Source organism: Saccharibacillus brassicae, from assembly GCF_006542275.1.
Classification (GTDB): domain Bacteria; phylum Bacillota; class Bacilli; order Paenibacillales; family Paenibacillaceae; genus Saccharibacillus; species Saccharibacillus brassicae.
The window spans coordinates 2,342,017-2,362,148 of the sequence record NZ_CP041217.1; the positions used below are offsets into that span (position 1 = coordinate 2,342,017).

Sequence of the window (20,132 nt, forward strand, 5' to 3'; positions counted from 1 at the left end):
ATAGTCGGGACGCCTCTTCCAAAAACAAGTATACCCGTTACGCGAAGGCTTCACGAACGAACCGATTCCATGCGAAAAGGCCGAAGCGGCCGGCTTCGGCTTTTGCGTTAAATCGGCGGCTCCTGCCGACTGTTCCAACCGGAGAGCTTCAGCACCCGCGCGATGTTCTCGCACGTCCGGGCCACGTTCTCCGGGCCGGCGGCCAGCAGGTCGGGCAGCCGCGCGGCGCCCGGCACGATGCCGAACACCGCGTCGATCCCTTCGTCGTACAGGCTCTCGATCCCGTCGCCGACGAAGCCGGCGATCGCGATCACTTTTTTGCCGGCCCGGCGGGAAGCCCGGGCGACGCCGTACGGCGTTTTGCCGAATCGGGTCTGGACATCGATCCCGCCTTCGCCGGTGAACACGAGATCGGCTTCAGCCGCTTGGCGCTCGAACCGGTTATAATCGAGCACGATGTCGACGCCGCGGCGCAGCTCGGACCGGGTGAACGCGAGCAGTCCCGCGCCGAGGCCGCCGGCCGCGCCCGCTCCCGGCACGTCGCGGACGTCGCGGCCAAGCTGCTGCGCGATCACGTCGGCGTAACGGGACAGATTGGCGTCGAGCGTCTTGACCATACCCGGCGTGGCGCCTTTTTGCGGGCCGAACACATGCGAAGCGCCCTGCGCGCCGCACAGCGGATTAGTCACGTCGCAGGCGACGACGATTTCGACCTGCCCGAGCCGGGGATCGAGTCCCGACGTATCGATCGACCGCAGCTCGGCCAGACCGCCGCCGCCGCGGCGAAGCTCCTGCCCGTTCGCATCCCGAAATTTCACGCCGAGCGCTTCGGCCATGCCCGCTCCCCCGTCGTTGGTGGCGCTGCCGCCGAGGCCGATCAGAATCTTCCGCACGCCGAAGTCCAGACAGGCGCGGATCAGTTCGCCCGTGCCGTAACTGGTCGCGATGAGCGGATTTTTCGTATGCTCGTCGACAAAATGAATCCCGCTTGCCGACGCCATCTCGATCGCCGCCGTCTGCCCGTCGCCGAGCAGGCCAAAGCTTGCCGTCACCGGCGCACCGAGCGGACCCGTCACTTCCCGCTCGTGCAGCGTGCCGCCCGACGCGTCGACCAGCGACTGCACCGTGCCTTCGCCGCCGTCCGCCATCGGAAGGTGGATATAGCGGGCGTCCGGGTAGACCCGGCGCAGCCCCGTCTCCATCGCGAGGCAGACTTCTTTGGCTGTCATGCTTCCCTTAAAAGAATCCGGCGCAAGCAGAAACGTATGGCCGTGCATGGAATCACGCTCCGTTCTCGATCCTGAATTCGGTCATGCCGGGGATACCGGTCAGTTCAGGCGGTAGACCGCGAACGGTTCGCCGGAGCGGAACGGCTCGCTGATCTCGTCGAGCTTCGCCAGCAGCTCCGCGTCCGGCTGCAGCCGGACGCTCTCCAGATTGTCTTCCACCTGCTGCGGACGCGTCGCGCCGACGATCACGGTCGAGACGGCCGGGCGGCGCAGCAGCCACGATAGCGACAGCGTGCTCGGCGTAGTCGACGCTTCCGCCGCAAGCGCGGACACGTCGCGCCCCAACCGCACATACCGTTCGTGCAGAAAGCGCCGGAAATTGGGATCGGTCTCGGCACGGGAACCGGCCGGAGCCGGCGTACCTTCGCCGTATTTGCCGCTCAGAATGCCGCCCGCAAGCGGGAAATACGGAATGACGCCCACGCCCTGATCGAGACACATCGGGATCAGTTCGCGCTCCGGCGTACGGTCCGCCAGCGAATAGCTCGTCTGGCTCGATATGTAGCGGACGAAGCCTTCCCGCTCGCTGATGCCGAGCGCCTTCATGAATTCCCACGCGGCATAATTCGAAGCGCCGACGTAGCGCACTTTGCCGGAGGAGACGAAGTCGTCCAGCGCGCGCAGCGTCTCTTCGAGCGGCGTATCCGGGTCGAACGTATGGATCTGGTACAAGTCGATATGATCGGTGCGCAGGCGCCGGAGGCTGTCTTCCAGTTCCCTTTGCAGATGGCGGCGCGACGAACCGCGCTCGTTCGGGCCTTCGCCGCGCGGCAGGCCGGCTTTGGTCGTGAGCACGACCTGGTCGCGGCGTCCTTCAAGCGCCCTGCCGATGATGCGTTCCGATTCCGTGCCGGCATAAATATTGGCCGTATCGAGAAAGTTGATCCCGCCGTCCAGCGCCGCATGGATGACGCGGATCGACGTCTCTTCGTCGGCGCGCTTGCCGAACGCGTTGGTGCCGAGCCCGAGTTCCGAGACGTACAGACCGCTGCGGCCGAGCCGATTCAGCTTCATGCTTCCACCTCCGCTCGGGGATGCAAGATCAGGTAGACGTCGATCTCGTCTTCGCTTTCGGTCTCGAAGCCGAAACGTTCGTACAGGCGGCGGGCCGCGCTGCCCTGCAGCACGTTAAGCCGCACCGGCAGGCGCCGATCCCGCTCTTCGCCCAGAACGGCATGCAGCACCCGCGTGCCGAGACCGCTGCCGCGGCTGCCGCCCCGCAGATAGAAATGCTCCAGCCAGTAGCCCTCCGGCTCCGGCCGCAGAGCCACGCAGCCGGCAAATTCGCCGCCTTGTTCCACGATCTTCGTATGCTCCGGCACGAACGAACGGCGGAATCTCTCGCGTACGCCCTGCTCGTCATAGCGGCCCAGCCGCGTCAACGATTCATGCAGCGCTTCCGCGCGCAGTTCGGCCAACCGCTCCACGTCCGAAGCGTGGGCCGGCGTTAACTTCATTCCGTTCATCGGGCCTGCCTCCTTCTCTCGTCGATTCGCGGCAAGCGGCAGGCGTTCAGCCCGCCGCCGTCCAGTGGTCCGGGCGCTCAAGGCCCGGCGGCAGGGTCGTCGACGCGTCCCCCCGGGCCGCGTTCAACTGGACCTGCGTCAGGAACAGGGCGCCGGTCAGGTCGGCGCCCCGCAGATCGGCGTCGCGGAAATCCGCGCCGATCAGGTCCGCTTCGCGCAGGTCCGCGCCGCTGAGGTTCGCGGCGATCAGGTAGGCGCCTCGCAGATTCGCGGCGCGCAGGTCCTCGCCGCGCAGATCGGCGCCCACGAGGTCCGCGCCGCGGCCGATAGCCGGCCTGCGGCCCCGGCGGCCGGCCTTGCCCCCGCGCGGGTGCTGCCGCCCGCGCGCCGGCTCTTCGCCGCGCGCAGCCTTGCGGCGCAGCGCTTCGGCCCGAACGAGCTCGCTGCCTTCGAGCAGCAGCCCGTTCACTTCCGCGCGCTGCGCGGAGACGCTCAGCTTCAGGAGAGCGTCGGGTTCAAGCTGCGTGAGGCGCTCGATCTCCGCGAGCGCCTCGCCCAGCTGCGGATGGAGCTTCGAGGCCGCGGAGCGGCCGAGCAGCTCGGTCAGGTACAGCATCAGCTCGTGCAGCTGCCAGACGATCGGCAGCACTTCGAACATGGCGCGCGCCGTCTCCGGCCGCTCGCGCCAATTCACGCCGCCGAACGTCTGCTGCGACACTTTCTGGCCCGCGCCGAAGCAGTCGTAGACGGTGCAGCCGCGAAATCCGCTGCCGCGCAGCTTCGTATGAATGCCGCAGCGAAAATCGTCGCGCAGGTTGCGGCAGGGCTCGCCGGCCGCTTTGTCGATCGCAAAATCGACCGAGGCCGCAAAAGGCAGCGCCGCGCAGCACAAGCCGAAGCAGTTCTCGCAGTCGCCTCTGAAGCGTGCGCGGTAAGCCCCCGGTTCAGGCAGCGGATCGTCGAATTTCTGTGTCATCGTTGTCAGTCCTCCGAATGCTTTTTTAGGCTTTGCGCACGAACTCCGACTTCAGCTTCATCGCGCCGAAGCCGTCGATCTTGCAGTCGATATCGTGATCGCCGTCGACCAGCCGGATATTTTTGACTTTGGTGCCGATCTTGAGGGTGGACGAACTTCCTTTGACCTTGAGGTCTTTGATCACGGTGACGGAATCGCCGTCGCGCAGTTCGTTGCCGTTGGCGTCGCGCACTTTCTTCTCCGCTTCCGCGCCGCTCGGCGCTTCCGCTCCCGGCGTCCATTCGTGCGCGCATTCCGGACAGACGAGCAGATTGCCGTCCTCGTACGTGTATGCGGAATTGCAGGCCGGGCAGTTGGGCAGTTCATTCATCGGTTTTATTCCTCTTTTCTCTCGCGTTCGTTCTCTTCTCTTCATGGTGCCACAGGCGGCCGCTTCTCCACAACCCGCAAAACCGAACATTCGGCGACACCCGGATCGGCTTCGGGGCGAAGGACGGCCCAAGCTTTCTTCTAATCGGCTTCCGTCAGCGCTTTGGCCGCCTCATACAAGATTTCGACCGCACGCGCGATATCCGCCGCATCCGACCATTCTTCCGGGCAGTGGCTGAGTCCGCCGCGGCTCGGCACGAACAGCATGCCCACGTCGGTGTAATCGGAAAAGATCATCGCGTCATGTCCCGCCCCGCTGTTGAGCGCGCGATAAGGGATGCCGAGCGATTCACTGCCTTTTTCCAGCAGCTCCCGCACTTTGCCGCTCATGCGCTTGGGCTGGATATACAGCTGGCGCTCGATATCGACCTCGATCCCGCCGCCCGCCACCGAACGCGCCAGCGCTTCCGCTTTTTCAAGCATGCCCAGCACGTCTTCTTCGCGTCCCGCGCGCAGGTCGGCCGTGAACACGACCCGATTGGGAATAACGTTCGCCCCGTTTGGAAAAACGTTCAGCCGACCGATCGTCGCGACTGTCCCGCCGCCCTGCTCCAGCGCGAGTTCCGGCAGCCGGGCCACGATCTTCGCAGCGGCGACCAGCGCGTCGGCGCGGCGTTCCATCGGCATCGTACCGGCATGGCCGGCACTGCCGCGCACCGTGACCTGAATCTGCGTCAGGCCGACGATCGCTTCGACGATGCCGATCGGAAGACCTTCTTCTTCCAGGATCGGCCCCTGCTCGATATGCAGCTCAAGGAACGCTTTGAGGCTCTGCGCGTCCCGCTTGCCCGGCAGCTCCGGGTCCAGTCCGATTGCCTGCATCGCTTCGATCGTCGTGATGCCGTCCTTGTCTTTCGTATTGGCGAACTCCTCGCGCGAGATGGCGCCGAGCATGGCGCGCGAACCGAGCAGCCCTCCGATGAACCGGCCGCCTTCCTCTTCGATCATCGCGATCGCTTCAAGCGGATATTTGGGCGTCAGCCCGTTTTCCCGGAACAGCCGCGCGACTTCGAGCCCCGCGATCACGCCCGCCGGACCGTCGTACGAACCCCCATTGGGCACCGAATCGAAATGCGATCCGATCAGCACGCTCGGCGCGCCTTCGATCGTTCCTTCTTGTTTGCCGAAAATATTGCCGAACCCGTCTTCCCGCACCTGAAGCCCGTATTCGGCCATCACCTGCTTGATATACGTCCGCGCCTGCCGGTCCTGCTCGCTGTAAGTCAGGCGCGTCGTGCCGCGGCCCGGCGTGGACGTAAATGCGCCGATCGCTTCGATATGGCGCTCGATGCGCAGCTTCAGATCGTCCGCGGGCCTTTTCTGCTCGCTCATTACCGCTCTCTCCTTCGGCCCTTGGGCAGGGTGATACCCGGGCATTTTATGAACTCCGTTCATTATAACCGATCTTTTGTCCGTTCTCTTCGACGTCTTGGCGAAGCCTTGGACAGCCATACCTGGCGTCTTGCCGAAATATCGCGCTTCCGCGTCTCCAAAAATGGAGACGATCGCCCGTTTTCTGGGTAAAGAAAAAGTGCAAGCCTATTCCATATCAGAACGGGGGAGCTGCTTCGTGAAGCAGGCCATGATTATAATGAATCCGTCTTCAGGCAAAGAGAAGGCGCTTGAATACGTACGCAAAGTCGAAGACGCGCTGCGCGAAGAAATCGGCTATGACGTCGTCATCAAAGAAACGACGCAGGAGCTGGATGCTACCAAATTCTGCGTATCCGCCTGCCAGGACAAGTTCGACCTCGTCGTCTCCGTCGGCGGGGACGGCACGCTGCACGAGACGATCAACGGGCTGCTCGATCAGCCGCATCGTCCGAAGCTCGGCGTCATTCCGCTCGGCACCGTGAACGATTTTGCCCGGGCGCTCCATATTCCGCTCGATCCCGACCAGGCTATCCGTACGTTAAGCTCGACGCGGCTGCGCCAGGTCGATATGGCCCGGATCAACGACCAGCTGTTCGCGAACGTGGTCGCGGCCGGATCGCTTGCCGACGCGCTGTCGTCCGTCACGTCCGAAGAGAAGTCGAAGCTCGGCGCGTTCGCTTACTTCAAGCAGGGCGCCAAAGAGCTGCTCGGCAATTCGGTCTCGCCGCTGCGGATCACGCACGACGGCGGAACGTGGGAAGGCGACGCGCCGATCTTCATCGCCGCGCTGACCAACTCGGTCGGCGGCTTCGAGAATCTGGCGCCGGACGCTTCCGTCGACGACGGACTGCTGCACTGCTTCATTCTGCACGATCTGAACATCTTCAACACGCTGACAGCGGGCGTCTCGCTGCTGCTCGGCAATCTCAAAGCGCATAAGGACGTGGAATACTTCACGACCAAACGCGTCAGCGTCTCCTCCACGGAGCCGGTCAAGACGAACGTCGACGGCGAACCCGGACCGGCGCTGCCGATCGAGATGCACATCCTGCCTTCGCATGTTCAGGTCATCGTGCCGGAAGACGCGGAGATCGCTTGATTCTATCCGCCTACCACGGACAGACGCAAGTCGGCGAACGTATTCGATATGCAAAAAGATGCAAAAAGGCGCCCGTCAGGGTCGCCTTTTTTTGTTTTTCGGCGATATGCCCTTGAGTACCGGACCTCCCGGTCAGCGTTCGACGGTTCCCTGTCTCCGCTCTGGCCGCCCTTCCGGAGTGGCCGTTCGGACAGGCACTCGCCGCGCAGGATGCAGGCAGTCAGCGGTGTACCAACTCTCCGCCGCGCGCCTGCATCAGCCGCTCCAGCTCCAGCCATTCCTGCGTGCCCGACTGCGCCTGGCTGCCGGACAACCGCACCCATTTGAGCGCCGGAAGTTCAAGCAGCAGCCCCGGATCGGCAAAAGACGTTTTGGACAGATCAAGCCGTTCCAGCCCGATCAGCGTCGGCAGAAAGTCCCACGTCCTGGGCTTGAGCATCGTGACGTCGAGGTTGTTCAACCGGCTCATGCCGGCGAGCGGACGCAGGTCTTTGACCTTCGTGCCCCAGATCCACAAATGTTCAAGCTTCGGAAACTGCTCGCGAATGCCTTCGATCGACGCCAGCTTCGACTTCTCCACGTAGAGCGTATGCAGCGCCGGGCAGATGCCCATCTCCCGCAAACTGACGACTCCCGAACCCCGCAGCCTCAGCTCCTCGATAGCCGGATGCGCATGGAACCCGCCAAGATCCGCAGCCATGCAGAAATTGGCGTCGAGCACCCGCAGCCGGAGAAGGCGGGCGGCCTGCGAAAGATCGTTCAGCGACTTGGGCGATATCAGCCGCACCTGTTCGACATTCGGGAAGACCGACAGCGAATCGAGGTCTTCAAGGCCGCAGGTGATCGCTCCGAGCGACAATTCGCGCACCGTCGGCGCCCGGTCATAGTCGGGAATCCGCTGCAATTCGTTAAATTGCAGCTGCAATTTCTCAAGCGCCGGCGGCAGTGCCGTCGGGCTCTCGTAATTCAAGCGCGACAAGCTGAGCTTCCGCAATCCGTGCAGCGAAGACAGCAGATTCGGCGGAATGGCCTGCGCCAGCTCCGCCAGATGCAGCGTGTCCAGCCGGCGCAGCCCGGCGATCGCTTCGATCCCGCGCTTCACCGTCGTTTTCGAGACAAAAGCAAGCTGCTTCAGCCCGGCCGCCGCTTCGATTCCCGACAGGTCAGGGATCGTCATCTTCGAATCGGTCGTGCCGAATTCCAGCCGTTCCAGCCGCGGAAATTCCCGCAAAGGTTCATACGTGGACAGGTAGCGCGGCTGCATGATTTTGAGCGATTCCAGTTCCTGCGGCGTATCCGGTTCGCGGAAAAAAGCATACTGGCGATACTTCCCGATATACGCCTCCGCTTCCTTGAGCAGGGCTGCTCTCGACTTGTCGTAATCGGCGGCGGGCGTCACCGTGCACAGCCAGAGCTTATGCGGCATCCCCGGCCCCCAATAATCCGCGGCGACGATATGCGGCGGGCCGAACTTGCGCGTCCAGCGTGCCTGCGCCCGGGCGTATCCGCTGTCGAGGCAGAATCGGCGAATGCCGCGGCGGCGCAGTTCCTCCGTCATCGCTGCGATCAGCGCCGAACCGATGCCGCGATCCTGCAGGTCCGGCCGGACATACAGGCTGCCGAGCTCTCCTACTTCGTTCAGCCGCCCTTCGGCACATTCGCGAATGTTCTCGCCGCAGGGACCGAACGAAATCGTGCCGACGACCTCGCCGCCGTGTTCGGCGACGAGGAAGAAGGGCGGAGAGAGGCTGCCCGGAGCGCCCGGCAGTTCGGCCGGCGGCAAGGCGCCGGAATCCCGGCTGATGCCGCCGGGGCTCGCGGACTCCGACCGCCGTTTCGGCGGCGCTTGGTCCGCCGGCGCGGGTTCCGCCGCCTGTCGTTCCGGTGCCGCTGGGTCCGCAGCCTCTTGACCCAACGCTTCCGACAACAGTCTTTTTTTATGCGAAATTTCGTCTTCGATTTCTTCGGGTACGTCATTCAATCCTTCGCGTGCAAAAGCGTCCGCGATCGCCGATTCGAACACCTGGCCGGCCGAAGCGATATCGCCGGGAACCGGGCGCCGGATGATCAGTTCGGGCAACTTGGCCATCTTAACGCCTCCTCAGCCTTTTTCCGGCGTCAGCTTTTTGGCCAGCGCGCTCATGTCCTGTCCCTGCAGCGCACCCGCCACGAGTTCGGGCAGCATGGCCGGCGTGCAGGCAAAGCACGGCGTGCCGTCTCTCGCCAGCTGCCGGGCCAGCCGCTCGTCATAGAACGGGCGGCCGCTGTCGGAGAGCGCCAGCAAACAGAGCGTCCGTACGCCCGATTCGCGCATCTCGCGCATCCGGCGCACGAGCGCCGACTGGTTGCCGCCTTCGTACAGGTCGGTCACCATGATGAACAGCGTCTTCTTCGGATCTTCGATGAAGTTCTCGCAGTAGGCGACCGACTTGTTGATGTCGGTTCCGCCGCCGAGCTGAATGCCGAACAGCATGTCGACGGGATCGTCGGCGCACTGCTCGGTCAGGTCGACGACTTCCGTATCGAACACGACGACGCGCGTATCCAGCGCCGGCATGCTGGCGAAGACCGCGCCTGTCACCGAAGCCCAGATGACCGATTCGGCCATGGAACCGCTCTGGTCGATGTCGAGAATGACGGTCCATTCCTTGCTGCGCCGAGCCCGGTCGAAGTAGTAGAACCGTTCGGGAATCAGAATCTTCCGCTCGGTATCGTAATGCTTCAGGTTGCGCTGGATCGTCCGCTTCCAGTCCAGTCCGCTGAGCGAAGGCAGCGGCGTATGCTGGCGCTTGTTCAGCGCGCCGGTCACGGCCCGCTGCATGTCTTCCTTCATGCGGGACATGAGGTCGTCCACGACCGCTTTGACGAGCATGCGGGCCGTTTCTTTGGTTTTCTCGGGAATTTTGCCTTTGAGCGCCATCAGCGTTCCGACCATCTGGATATCCGGCTTGACCGAGGCGAGCAGCTCCGGCTCGAACAGCAGCTGCTTCCAGCCGCGCCGCTCGATCGCGTCGTTCTGGATGATCGAGACGACGTCTTCCGAGAACAGGCTGCGCACGTCGCCGAGCCAGCGCGACAGATTGACGGAACCTCGTCCGCCGCCCGCCGCGCGTCCGCCCGAACCGCCGGCCGACGGCGCTCCGTCCGTCGTGTCGTCGTAGATCGCCGCCAACGCCGCGTCCATGATCGCTTCTTCCTCCGTCAAATGCAGGCCGCCGGGTCCGTTCATGCCTTCCAGCTGCTTCTGGGCCGCTTCGCCCAGAATCAACCGCCAGCGGGACACCGCGTGCTGCTTCTGCTGCGCCGCCAAGTCCGGCTCGTTCCGCCCGCTGCCGTTTTCCTTATCCGCCATGTTCCCCATACTAAAAGTCCCCAAAGTCGAAATCGTTCAATTCATCCAGCATCTTGTCCTCTTCCTCCTTCAGATCCCCGGTCAGAATTTCCGCGGCCTGCTCCGCGTTCACGCCCCACAGCTCGCCCAGCGTCTCGGCGATCATCGTCTTCTCGTGCGCCGAGAACGAACTGAACGCCCGGCGCAGGAACACGAGCGCGCGCTTGAATTCTTCGTCGTCGAGCGAATGGATATAATCGTTCAACTGTTGCCACAGGCTCATGCGCGACAGCAGCGCATAGCGGTTGCGCATGGACAGTCCTTCGAACCAGCCCGCGCCAAGCTCGGACGGAATGCCCGGCGACAGCCGCCGCGACACTTCGGCGGCGCACTTCTCCGCGTCCATCTCCCCGCGTTCCAGCAGCAGCGCGCAGGAGAAGCCGGACAGCTTCGGATTGCGGTCGTCGCGCTCCGACAGCCCGGACAGCTCCGCCGTCCAGAGCGGCACGTCGACGACGTCGTCGTGTTCCTGCGCAATCTGGTTCAGGCTGCCCATCGCGGACACGATGCCGTAAGCCGCTTCGTCGCTGCAGTTGGCGGCGTCGGTCAGATAGAGGCAGCCGCGATAGAACAGCTGCGTCAGCAGCGGCACGAGCGGCGCCGTGTCCGCGCGGCGAATATCGCCGTAGGCGATAATGCCGGACAGCCGCGAAGCCGCCGCCGCGATCTGGGCCACGTCGCGGCTATCCGCCGCCAGCGCTTGCAGCACGCGGCGCCCGTCTTCCATCTGCGCGGTCATGCCGCAGCGGACGGCGGCTTCGATCAGCTTCGAAGCTTCCGAAATGGAAGTGCAGGCTTCCAGCCGTTCGCGCAGCCGATACGCGCAGGCGATCTCGATCGTCTCGCCGAGCAGGGTCGATTCGACGACCCGGATCTCGGCTTCCGGCGTCCACTGGATAATCCAGTCTTCGGCCCAGATCGCCCGATCCGCGCCCGCGGATTTTGCGCGGACGAACGGAATGTCCAGCAATTCCAGGCGATGGAACAGGAAGGAGCGGTTCAGGTCGAGAAAAGCGGCTTCGGGAGACGAGACGCGCCGGTTCTCGCGCAGATCGAGCGACAGATCGGCCGCGACCGCGGTCTTGTATTTGGTCAACTTGAGCCGCTTCAACTCGCGGTTCAGGTCGTCCTGCAGCGGCGTCTGGCTGACGCCTTCGGCCAGGCTGCCGATCCGGGTGCCGATCTCGACCCGGGCCAGCGCTTCGGCCACGACCGACAGCTCGCCGCGGCCGAGCAGCGTCTGCGCCGCGTCGCGCAGTTCCAGCAGCGTCGGCGCGCTGCCGCCGTGCAGCGAAGCCAGCCCTTCGGCCAGCCGCACCGCTTCGATGACTTCCGCCGTCGAACGGTGCGTGCCGGCCTCGCGCAGGCTGCGCGCCGCCGTTGACAGATAGACGCGCGGCAGCTCGTCCGGCCGCCCGGCCTCCATCGCGTCCCACATCAGCTGGTAGTAATGCGGAGCGCGGTTCCCCGCGCCGTAGCCCGACAGGCTGGAGAGCCGGTAATACGAATACGGCATCAGCGTCAGCTTCGAACCGCGCAGCGGCATCGCCGCAAGTTCCGCGTCGCTCATGGCGCCGCCGGCCGGATGCTCCAGCGCCGCCGCATGGTAGGCGCCGCAGACGACTACGACTTTGGCGGGATCGTGCCCCGCTTCAACGACGTTCAGAATCTGCCGCCGCATATACGCTTCGCGGACGTGATTATACGCGTGTTCCTGCGGCTGCTCGGACTGCTCGCGGTCTTCGCCGAGCGATCGCATCTCGGCCGAAAAGGCCAGGATCGAATCCCGGTAGGCATCCGGATTCGCGTTGTGCTCGTAATGACGTTCCCAGTACGTCTCGTAGTCGTGCTCGTCCGCCAGGTCGGCGATGCGTTCGTACACCGAACGCCCCGCCACCGCGGCTTCCGGCTCTTCTTCGCCCTGCGGCCGACCGGGCAGATCTTCGCCGCCGCGCCGCAGATCCTGCAGCGCCAGCGCCGACCCGGCCGGCAGGTCGATCAGTTCGCACAGGGCGCCGTTCTTCGCGGCCCAGCGCATCGCCTGAAGCTCCGGCGAATAGACGGCGAACGGCCACAGCGCCGTGCGCACAGGCATCTCGTCGGTAAAAGCCAGAATGGCGACCGGCGGAACGGTCGACGGATCGACGAGATCGCGGATCAGGGGAGTCGCATCGGACGGGCCTTCGATCAGCACCGCCGTCGGCCGGACCGCGTCCAGATATTGCAGCAGATGGCGGGCACCGCCGGGGGACAGGTGCCGGACGCCGAATACGGAGACGGTGACGTCGGCCGCCGTCTTCACTCGTTCATCTCCCTGCACGCTTGATACAGTCCGCGCCACTCCGATCCCCGTTTCTTCATGACGTTGTCCAGGTATTCTTTCCAGACGAGCTTGTCCTTGTCATCGTCCTTGACGATCGCGCCCTGCAGGCCGGCCGCCAGATCCTCGTCGGTCATCTCGCCGCTGCCGAAACTTGCCGCAAGCGCCATGCTGTTCGTCAGCAGCGAAATCGCTTCGGCCGTCGAGATGACGCCGCCGGGCGATTTGAGCTTCTCCTTGCGGTCGAGCGTCATGCCGCTGCGCAGCTCGCGGAAGATCGTCACGACCTTGAGCAGCGCCTCGTCGGCCGGAGGCGAAGCGTGCAGCTGGTAGGAAGCGGCAATCTCGCCGACCCGCTTCTTGACGATCGACAGTTCCGTCTCCAGATCCGACGGCGCGGGCAGAACGATAATGTTGAAGCGCCGCTTGAGGGCGGCGGACATTTCGTTCACGCCGCGGTCGCGCGTGTTCGCCGTGGCGATAATCGAGAAGCCTTTGCGGGCGCTCGTCTCGCTGCCGAGTTCGGGTACCGAGACGGTCTTCTCGGACAAAATCGAGATCAACGCGTCCTGCACTTCCGACGCGCAGCGCGAAATCTCTTCGAACCGGGCGACGCTGCCGCCTTCCATCGCGCGCATGATCGGGCTCCGCACGAGCGCTTCCGGCGTCGGGCCGTTGGCCAGCAGCATCGCGTAATTCCACGAATAGCGGACATGTTCTTCGCTCGTGCCGGCCGTTCCCTGCACGACAAGGCCCGAGTTGCCGCTGACGGCGGCGGTCAGGTTCTCGGACAGCCAGGACTTGGCGGTGCCCGGCTCGCCGATCAGCATCAGCGCACGGTCCGTAACGAGCGTGGCGATCGCCATCTCGACCAGACGCCGGTTGCCTATGTATTTGGGCGTGATGTCCAGCTTTCCGGCCGTGCCGCCGGTCAGAAACGTCAACACGGAACGCGGCGACATCTGCCAACCCGGCGGGACCGCCCCTTTGTCCGCTTTTTGCAGCGCCTCGATCTCTTCCTGGTACAACACTTCCGCCGGTAGGCGCATAGCCTCCTGCTCTTGCTTCTTCGCTGCTGCCATTTGTTCATTCTCCTCTCGACTGCAAGATGGGATTGCGGTGATCCGTGCGGTGATCCGATCGCGGCTTCGCCGCCTTTACTCCGCGCCGGCGGCCCGCCGGCGAAGCGAATGGACGACTTCCTGCATCGTTTCCTTGAGGCTCTCGAACCTCGCGTTCGCGATCAGCGGCTCCAGACGGTCGGCGGCGTCCGCGGCAAACCGGTCCGGGATGCCCGTCAAACGCTCGATCTCGTCCGGATAGATGCTGTAGATTTTTTTCCAGTCCTTATTTTCCATCCAGCTCATGAGCAGTCCGTACTTCGTATCTTCGTCGTAATCGCCCGCGTCGAGCGCGCTGAAAATGTAATTCTCGTAATAAGGGCTGGCGTTTTTCTCGACCTGTTTTCTCAAAAACGGCAGCAGTCTCGGATTGCCGGGAGCGGCAAAGCCCGATACCAGTTCCAGATCGCCCCGGTCGATCGTCCAATCGAGCCAACGCGGGTCCCACTGCGTCTCGATGACGTCCTGCGGCAGACGCCGCCGGACGTAATTGTCGTACACGTGGATCTCTCCGTGCAGCGTCTCGATCAGCTTCTTCTGGATCGCCTGCGCTTTTTTGGATACGGCTTCGCGCAGCCTGCCCCGGCCCGAACCGGCGTAACGGTCGTACAGTTCGGCCGGCGAACGGCGGCGCTTCGTCGCATGGAATGCATACGGCAGAAAATCGGGACTCTGCTCTTCGAGCGCGTACAGCACTTCGAGCGCTTCTTCGGTGTCCGTATTTTCCAGATAGCGGGCCGCCTGGCTCAGGACGCGGAACCGTTCCGCGTAATCCAGCCGGCCGAGCGCCGGATAAGCGTTCGGATGTCCGCAGAAATCCAGGTACAGCCGTTCCAGTTGCGGGTGCTCCGCATTCCGAAACGCGATCGTGAACGGTTCCAGCGCGCTCCACAGCTTGTCTTTGCTTTTGCGGTCTTCTTCGCCCGCATACTCTTCGCGCAGCCGCTCCGCGTACAGCGGGATGATGCGCGCAAGCATCTCTTCCGCCGGAGCGGCCCCGATCGCCTGCGCGGCCGGAATCGCGTCCTTGCCGACGAACGCGTCGTACAGCCGTTCGCGGGCGTCCGCCGAATTGCGTACGGCAAGCGCGGCAAGCGCGCCTTCGCGCACCGGCTTCTTCTTGTCGAGCGACCATTCGATCAGGCGGTTTTCGAAGTCCGGATGCGTGCCGAGGCAGGATATTGCCGCCGCGCGGACTTTGTCCGAGCCTTCTTCCGCCGCCTGCACGAGCCGCGCAAGCGAACGCTTGTCGCCGGCATCGACGCCAAGCGTCCGCACGACTTCAAGGCGGCGTTCTTCTTCGCGTCCGCCCTGAAGGTTCAGGTCCGCCAGCAGGTACGGCACGATGACCCTTCCGTAGGAAGGCAGGATATATCGGACGGCGTAATCGGCCAGTTCCGCGTACGGATCGTTCAGCGCCTTCATCGCGAACGGGAACAGGCGCAGATCGCGGAACAAGCCGTCCCGATGGGCCGTCGTTACGATCTCGTAGCGTCCTCCGCCCGAAGTGGACAGCGCGTTCTGCACTTCCGCCAGCTGGCGGTACGAGCGGGACGTCGTCAAATCGGTCAGGCCGCTGTCCGCCGGCTTCTCGGCCGACATGTCGCCGCCCGGTGCCGTCGCGCCCTGCGTCGACAGCACCGAATTCAGCAGCAGCGACACGTCCTGCAGCCTGGAAGCGCGCGCTTCCGCTTCGGACGGTCCCGTCAATTCCGCGATGCCTTCGGCCAGCTTCTTGAACACCGGCGCCCGCTCTCCGAGCTGCGCAAGCTTCGGTTCGATCCGTTTCAGGCGGAAATCGTCCGCCGCCAGGTCGCTGCCCGCGATATACAGGCGGCGCAGTTCGCCCTGGAGTTCCTGCAACAAAGTCGTACTCATTGGCTTCTCCTCCCGATTCTGTTCGATTCGTCCCGGAATCCGGGCTCTGTCTTCGACGGCGTTCCGCTCAATACAACAGCCGCGTGATCCGCTCGCCCTTGATCAGCGTGAGCGGCTGGGCGACGAGTCTTCCCGTGTCCATCCGGTGCTCGAACATCGCCAGCACGTCGGTGTCTTCCAGCAGCGCGGGATCGACGAGCGACAGCAGGGGCGTGGTCGGCTGCGGAAGCCGGTAAATGTCGCCGAGTTCCAGCGTGCCGCCGGATTCGTCGACCAGCGCGAAAGCCCCGCTCTCGGTCTGCGCGATCCGGGCCGCTTGCAGCAGAACGACCGGCGCGCGGTCGGCCAGCGGGTCCTTGAGCTGGTTCTTGACGGCCTTCACCGCGTCCGCGATCGAAGTCGAAGCGGCGGATCGAATCGATTCGAAATCGGCGGAAGACGTCTGCCGCGGCAGCATGCCCTCGAAGCGCACGCGGGCGTTCAGGCCGCCCGGATACCGGTACAGCTCATTGATCTGCGCGACGCTGAAAAAGCTGTCTTCTTCCTTCATGAACTTGACCGCTTTGAACGGGCGGTACTGCACCGTGCGGTGAATCCGGCTCTCGCCGAGTTCCAGCCAGAAGCCGGTATCGACGAATTCTTTGCGCGCTTCGTCCCGGTAGCTGTAGAACGCGAGCTGCAGCAGTTGGACGTTCTCGCTGACCCGTCCCGCTTCCTTCAGCTCGGACAGCTGCCAGGCATGGCCCAGCCATTCCTCGATCGTCGATTCCGCATCCGGCGACAGTTCCGGATCTTCCTGCTTCGCCTGCAGGTAGGAGCGGCCTTTCTTGATAAAAGCGTTCAGCAGCGTCAGCTGCTCGGCCGCGTATGTATACCCGCTCTCGCGATCTTCCTGCTCCAGCAGCAGGGCCAGGCGGCGAAGCTCGTTCTCCGCTCCGGTCAAATAACTGCTGCCGAGCCGCTTGGCATGGTCGTTCAGGTCTTTGACCGTCTTCGCGTTCGCCGTGCCCAGCCCGCCGCGCACGAGCGACAGCGACAATTTCTCCAGTTCGTCCAGCGCTTCAAGCTGCTGCCCGATCTTCTTCTTGAGCGCGGCCTTGTTCACTTTCTTCGGCTTGGCGGGCGGAAGTTCGCCGCTGTCGCGCTTGGCCTTGTTCTCTTCGCGCTTGCCGGCCTTGTCTCTCTTCGACGAAATGTCTTCCGGCACGGACGCCTGCTCGAACTTCAGGCCGTCCGCGTAAGCGTACATAAGGCCCAGCGCGTGCTTGCACGGAAACTGCCGGCTCGGGCAGCTGCAGCGGGACACCGGATTGTCGGGAGTGACGAAGTCGACGGAACAGACGTAGTTGGACTTGCCGCTGCCGGAACATTCGCCGAACAGCAGGTCGCCTTCCGCGGATACGTTGAGCTTGACGAACTTGTTCTTCTGAACGAGCCCGCGGCCGTTCTTGGCCGCGGCAGCGTTCGGGGCGAGCGAATCGATATGGGATGCAGTCAATTGTAGCAAATCAAGCGCCTCCTCGCTAATCTTTGGTTGGTTAGCATTATACGTGATTCCCGCGCAAATCTCACTCGGGCATGCGGCATCGGACTTTCGACCCTGGACGTTCGTCCTGGCGGGATTTTCCAGACGAAAAAGAACGCATGTTCTTATTTTCGTAAAATATAGCACGCTTTCCGCCGGAATTCAAATGGCGCGCGATTGTTCCGTCCAGTCGTCCTTTTTTCGTATAAATAACGGCAAGAGGGCACTTACTCCCTTACGCCGGTCCGCGACGAGCCGAATAACGGCGTAGAAGCAGCTATTTCCGCGCTTCGAAGCCGAAATCCCCTTTTTTCCGCAAAATAAATGGATCTGTGCCGTTATTTGCGCTTTTGGCAGTATTTTCGCAAAAATAAGTGTCTTCAGGACGTTAATCCGGCGCGCCCCGCGACAGGTTCGATAGGATGCCCCAAGTTTGCGCCAAGCACAGGTACAGGTACAGCTATAGGCACAAACGCAGACCCGAAGCTGTCCGATCCGCGTCATCTCCATACAAAAAAACCGATCCGGAGGCTGGCGGGCCTCCGGATCGGAGTGAATGTTCATTTTGCCATGAGTCGGTTTACCGTCTGCCTCCGCCCATTCCGCCGGTGTTCCCGGTTGTGATGCCGGACTCGTCTACCCACGTTGTCACGCTGCCCGAGACGGTGAAGGTCACGACGTCGGCTTGACCGGCCGCCACCGTATACGTGCCGCCGTTCTGCAGATCAGCCGAGCTGAATACGACGGTGCGGAACGCTTTGGTCGGCGTGACGGTCGCCACGACGGCGCCTTCGTCGTTCTTGAGATCGACCCGCGTGCCGGCTTCCTGCGTGTCCGTGAACGTCATCGCGACGGAGAGCTGCGCCGATTGTTCGCTCGGAGCCTGCGCCATGCCGGCGCTGCCGGCCGTGATCAGCGTGCCGCCGCTAATGTCGAACGTGCCGTCGTAGTCGAGCGCACCGTTGCCGTCGCCCGTCGGACCGTACACGGTCACCGTGCCGCCCGTCATCGCGATCGATCCGTTGGCATCGAGGCCGTCGCCTTCCGCGTCGACGGTCAGCGTGCCGCCGCTGATGGTCAATTGGGCACTGCCCGCGCCCATCCCTCCCATGCCGCCGCCGAAGCCGCCGCGCGCCGCCGTATCGGTCGCGGAAGCCGTCGCCGAATCGGCGCTCGCGTCCGCAGCCGCCTCATTCGCGGACCCCGAAGCCGCGACGACCGCTGTCGTCGCTTTGCCCGTCGCCGCACCGGATGCCGTCGTTCCGACCTCCGCTTTCGCAACTGTCGTCGTCGCCTGTTCCGTCGCCGAATCGGCCGCGTTCGTCTCGGCTCCTGTCGTCCCTGTCTCCGGCGTGCCTGCCGCCGCGTCCGCCTCTGCCGCCGACCCTGTCCCCGCCTCGACCGCCGCCGAAGCTTCCGACGCATTGACCCCGTCGTCGGTCGCGACGACGTTGATCTCGCCGCCGGCGATCGAGATCTGTTCGGCTTCCAGCCCTTCGTAGCTCGTCTTGACGTCGACCTTGCCGGCCGCGATCGTCAGGTTCGTCTCGCCGTGCAGCGCGTCGTCGCCGGTCGAGATTTGCAGGTCGCCGCCTGTCACTTCGACGTCGCCGTTGCTGTGCAGCGCGTCGTCCGCCGAGTCGACGACGATCGTACCGCCGTTCACGATCAGCGTCGTCCCGGCTTTGATGCCTTTCATGCTGCCGGATTCGGTCTCGGTCTCGGCCGCCGCAGCCGACGTGCCGGACGCCGCGGAAGAATCGCTGCCGGATTCGGCCGCCGCTGTATCCGAAGCGCCGCCCGGCAGGGCGGGAGGCGTTCCGCCGTCTTCGGGCTGGGCGCCGTCCGGCAGCGCCGGAGGGCCGTCCGACGCCGCAGCGCCGGTATTCGCCGTGCCCGAAGCGGCTCCGCTGCCGTCCACGGACGGTCCCTGTCCGGTTCCCGGATCGCCGGTTCCGCCCGGACCGCGCATGCCGCCTTCCGGACGCTGGCCGCCGCCGAAGCCGCCTCCTCCGAAGCCGCCGCCCATTTCTTCGGTGTGCTCCGGCCCGTTTTCGTGGCCGCCGCCGGTCACGAGGTTGAACGTGCCGCCGTCCACGACGACGTCCGTTTCGCCCTGGATGCCGTCCTGGCCCGCCGTAATCCCGAATGTGCCGCCCCGGATCGCCACGAATCCTTTTTCCGCGTCTTCGTCGTTCGTCGATTTGATGCCGTCGCCGGCCGCGTCGATACCGATCGTGCCGTCTTCGACATACACGCGGTCTTTGCCGACCAGTCCGTCGTCCGCCGCTTTGACGTCGATCGTGCCGCTGACGATATTGAGATCGTCTTTGCTCGTGATGCCGTCTTTGTAGTTGGCCGTGACGGTCAGGCTGCCGGTTCCGTTAATCGTCAGATCGGCTTTGCTGAAAATGGCCGCACTCGGCTCCCCGTCCGCGTTCAACGCATACGTCTGGCCGTCTGTCACCGTGTTGACCGTGCCTGCGGCAAGCGTCAGAATCACTTTCCCGGCCGATTTGACGTAGATCGGAGCACTGTCTTGATCCGTCAGATCGACGCCGTTCAGGATCAAGTGCACGGGATCGGCATCCGCCGTATCCACGACGATCTGCCCGTCGCCCAGCGTCCCGCTCAGGACGTACGTGCCGGCCGCGGTAATCGTCACCGATCCGTCCGCCGCCTCGGCGCCGCTTCCGTCGATCGAAGCGCCGCTTCCGCCGAGCGCGATCGTCGTCGCGTCCGCCGAAGCTTCCGCGGCGTAATCTTCGTCGTCCAGCGTGACGAGATCGGCTGTCGTCCGGCCGCTCGGGTTAACGGAAGCCGGGACGGTCGTCGCGGTCGCGGCGGTTGTGGTCGAGTTCGCCGTCTGTGTGCCGGACGCGGACGCCGTCGTAGTCGCCGCGGCCGTCTCCGCCGTGTCCGCTGCCGAACTGCACGCCGACAAGGTCAGCAGGGCGCCGAGGAAAAGGACGAGGCCGGTCCGTTTTTTCGCCTGGAATCTTTTCGTTTTCTCGATCTTGGTCGTTTTTTTCATCTATGATCGTTCCCTTCGGGTTGGGTTTGGGTGCGTGGTGTGCGCGGGCAAGCGTCGTTGCGACTGCCTTTATCCTAAGCCCCGAAGCTTTAGCGAATCTTAAACGGACGAATACTTCTGAACCTGTTTCGTCTGCCCGACCTGCCACATGCCGAAAAAGAAACCCAAACATCAAAAAATACGTCGCTAAGACCAAAAATCCGTCTATTGAATCCACTATTTGTAAGCGC

Annotated in this window: 14 protein-coding genes; 1 reads left to right on the forward strand and 13 read right to left on the reverse strand. The window is 63.9% G+C overall.

Going from position 1 to position 20,132, the window contains the following annotated elements; genetic code table 11:
• Positions 1 to 107: 107 nt before the first annotated feature.
• From FFV09_RS09760 to FFV09_RS09785, 6 genes are all read right to left on the reverse strand, one after another.
• Positions 108 to 1,277 carry a glycerate kinase gene (locus tag FFV09_RS09760; protein ID WP_141447659.1) on the reverse strand — a complete coding sequence of 390 codons (1,170 nt, stop codon included), beginning with the start codon at positions 1,275 to 1,277 and terminating at the stop codon, positions 108 to 110.
• Between the two features lie 51 nt (positions 1,278 to 1,328).
• The gene (locus FFV09_RS09765; RefSeq protein WP_141447660.1) at positions 1,329 to 2,303 is read right to left on the reverse strand and encodes an aldo/keto reductase; all 975 of its coding nucleotides are present in this window, start codon (positions 2,301 to 2,303) and stop codon (positions 1,329 to 1,331) included.
• Entirely contained in the window at positions 2,300 to 2,755 is a 456-nt protein-coding gene (locus FFV09_RS09770; protein ID WP_141447661.1) for a GNAT family N-acetyltransferase, read from the reverse strand. The genes FFV09_RS09765 and FFV09_RS09770 overlap by 4 nt, the downstream gene beginning before the upstream one ends.
• A gap of 46 nt (positions 2,756 to 2,801) precedes the next feature.
• Positions 2,802 to 3,731, reverse strand: coding sequence for a pentapeptide repeat-containing protein (locus tag FFV09_RS09775; RefSeq protein ID WP_141447662.1), 930 nt, complete (start codon positions 3,729 to 3,731; stop codon positions 2,802 to 2,804).
• A gap of 25 nt (positions 3,732 to 3,756) precedes the next feature.
• A complete protein-coding gene (locus FFV09_RS09780) occupies positions 3,757 to 4,101 on the reverse strand; it encodes a zinc ribbon domain-containing protein YjdM (RefSeq protein WP_141447663.1) in 345 nt (114 codons plus the stop codon).
• A gap of 140 nt (positions 4,102 to 4,241) precedes the next feature.
• Complete coding sequence (locus FFV09_RS09785) at positions 4,242 to 5,492, reverse strand: Zn-dependent hydrolase (protein ID WP_141447664.1); 1,251 nt, start codon at positions 5,490 to 5,492, stop codon at positions 4,242 to 4,244.
• A 238-nt stretch (positions 5,493 to 5,730) separates the two neighbouring features.
• On the opposite strand from FFV09_RS09785, the gene FFV09_RS09790 reads away from it, so the two are divergent.
• Positions 5,731 to 6,633, forward strand: coding sequence for a diacylglycerol/lipid kinase family protein (locus FFV09_RS09790; protein ID WP_141447665.1), 903 nt, complete (start codon positions 5,731 to 5,733; stop codon positions 6,631 to 6,633).
• A gap of 220 nt (positions 6,634 to 6,853) precedes the next feature.
• Here the strand turns inward: FFV09_RS09790 and FFV09_RS09795 are convergent, their stop codons facing one another.
• The 7 genes from FFV09_RS09795 to FFV09_RS09825 all read right to left on the reverse strand — a co-directional run bounded on the left by FFV09_RS09795 (position 6,854) and on the right by FFV09_RS09825 (position 19,902).
• A complete protein-coding gene (locus FFV09_RS09795) occupies positions 6,854 to 8,722 on the reverse strand; it encodes a GNAT family N-acetyltransferase (RefSeq protein WP_141447666.1) in 1,869 nt (622 codons plus the stop codon).
• Positions 8,723 to 8,734: 12 nt separating this feature from the next.
• On the reverse strand, positions 8,735 to 9,994 hold the full coding sequence (locus FFV09_RS09800) for a VWA domain-containing protein (protein ID WP_425472289.1): 1,260 nt from the start codon (positions 9,992 to 9,994) through the stop codon (positions 8,735 to 8,737).
• A gap of 1 nt (position 9,995) precedes the next feature.
• Positions 9,996 to 12,326 (reverse strand): DUF5682 family protein, encoded by a 2,331-nt coding sequence (locus tag FFV09_RS09805; RefSeq protein ID WP_141447667.1) that lies wholly within the window; start codon positions 12,324 to 12,326, stop codon positions 9,996 to 9,998.
• On the reverse strand, positions 12,323 to 13,426 hold the full coding sequence (locus FFV09_RS09810; RefSeq protein ID WP_141447668.1) for an AAA family ATPase: 1,104 nt from the start codon (positions 13,424 to 13,426) through the stop codon (positions 12,323 to 12,325). The genes FFV09_RS09805 and FFV09_RS09810 overlap by 4 nt, the downstream gene beginning before the upstream one ends.
• 75 nt (positions 13,427 to 13,501) lie before the next feature.
• Complete coding sequence (locus FFV09_RS09815; RefSeq protein ID WP_141447669.1) at positions 13,502 to 15,343, reverse strand: HEAT repeat domain-containing protein; 1,842 nt, start codon at positions 15,341 to 15,343, stop codon at positions 13,502 to 13,504.
• Positions 15,344 to 15,410: 67 nt separating this feature from the next.
• Complete coding sequence (locus tag FFV09_RS09820) at positions 15,411 to 16,850, reverse strand: SWIM zinc finger family protein (protein ID WP_141447670.1); 1,440 nt, start codon at positions 16,848 to 16,850, stop codon at positions 15,411 to 15,413.
• Positions 16,851 to 17,448: 598 nt separating this feature from the next.
• Positions 17,449 to 19,902 (reverse strand): carbohydrate-binding domain-containing protein, encoded by a 2,454-nt coding sequence (locus tag FFV09_RS09825; protein ID WP_141447671.1) that lies wholly within the window; start codon positions 19,900 to 19,902, stop codon positions 17,449 to 17,451.
• Between the last annotated feature and the right edge of the window lie 230 nt (positions 19,903 to 20,132).

What these genes read in the sequence shown, in the direction of transcription:
- FFV09_RS09760 (WP_141447659.1), bottom strand. Translation starts at nt 1,277, where the DNA reads ATGCACGGCCATACGTTTCTGCTTGCGCCGGATTCTTTTAAGGGAAGC.
- FFV09_RS09765 (WP_141447660.1), bottom strand. Translation starts at nt 2,303, where the DNA reads ATGAAGCTGAATCGGCTCGGCCGCAGCGGTCTGTACGTCTCGGAACTC.
- FFV09_RS09770 (WP_141447661.1), bottom strand. Translation starts at nt 2,755, where the DNA reads ATGAACGGAATGAAGTTAACGCCGGCCCACGCTTCGGACGTGGAGCGG.
- FFV09_RS09775 (WP_141447662.1), bottom strand. Translation starts at nt 3,731, where the DNA reads ATGACACAGAAATTCGACGATCCGCTGCCTGAACCGGGGGCTTACCGC.
- FFV09_RS09780 (WP_141447663.1), bottom strand. Translation starts at nt 4,101, where the DNA reads ATGAATGAACTGCCCAACTGCCCGGCCTGCAATTCCGCATACACGTAC.
- FFV09_RS09785 (WP_141447664.1), bottom strand. Translation starts at nt 5,492, where the DNA reads ATGAGCGAGCAGAAAAGGCCCGCGGACGATCTGAAGCTGCGCATCGAG.
- FFV09_RS09795 (WP_141447666.1), bottom strand. Translation starts at nt 8,722, where the DNA reads ATGGCCAAGTTGCCCGAACTGATCATCCGGCGCCCGGTTCCCGGCGAT.
- FFV09_RS09800 (WP_425472289.1), bottom strand. Translation starts at nt 9,994, where the DNA reads ATGGGGAACATGGCGGATAAGGAAAACGGCAGCGGGCGGAACGAGCCG.
- FFV09_RS09810 (WP_141447668.1), bottom strand. Translation starts at nt 13,426, where the DNA reads ATGGCAGCAGCGAAGAAGCAAGAGCAGGAGGCTATGCGCCTACCGGCG.
- FFV09_RS09815 (WP_141447669.1), bottom strand. Translation starts at nt 15,343, where the DNA reads ATGAGTACGACTTTGTTGCAGGAACTCCAGGGCGAACTGCGCCGCCTG.
- FFV09_RS09825 (WP_141447671.1), bottom strand. Translation starts at nt 19,902, where the DNA reads ATGAAAAAAACGACCAAGATCGAGAAAACGAAAAGATTCCAGGCGAAA.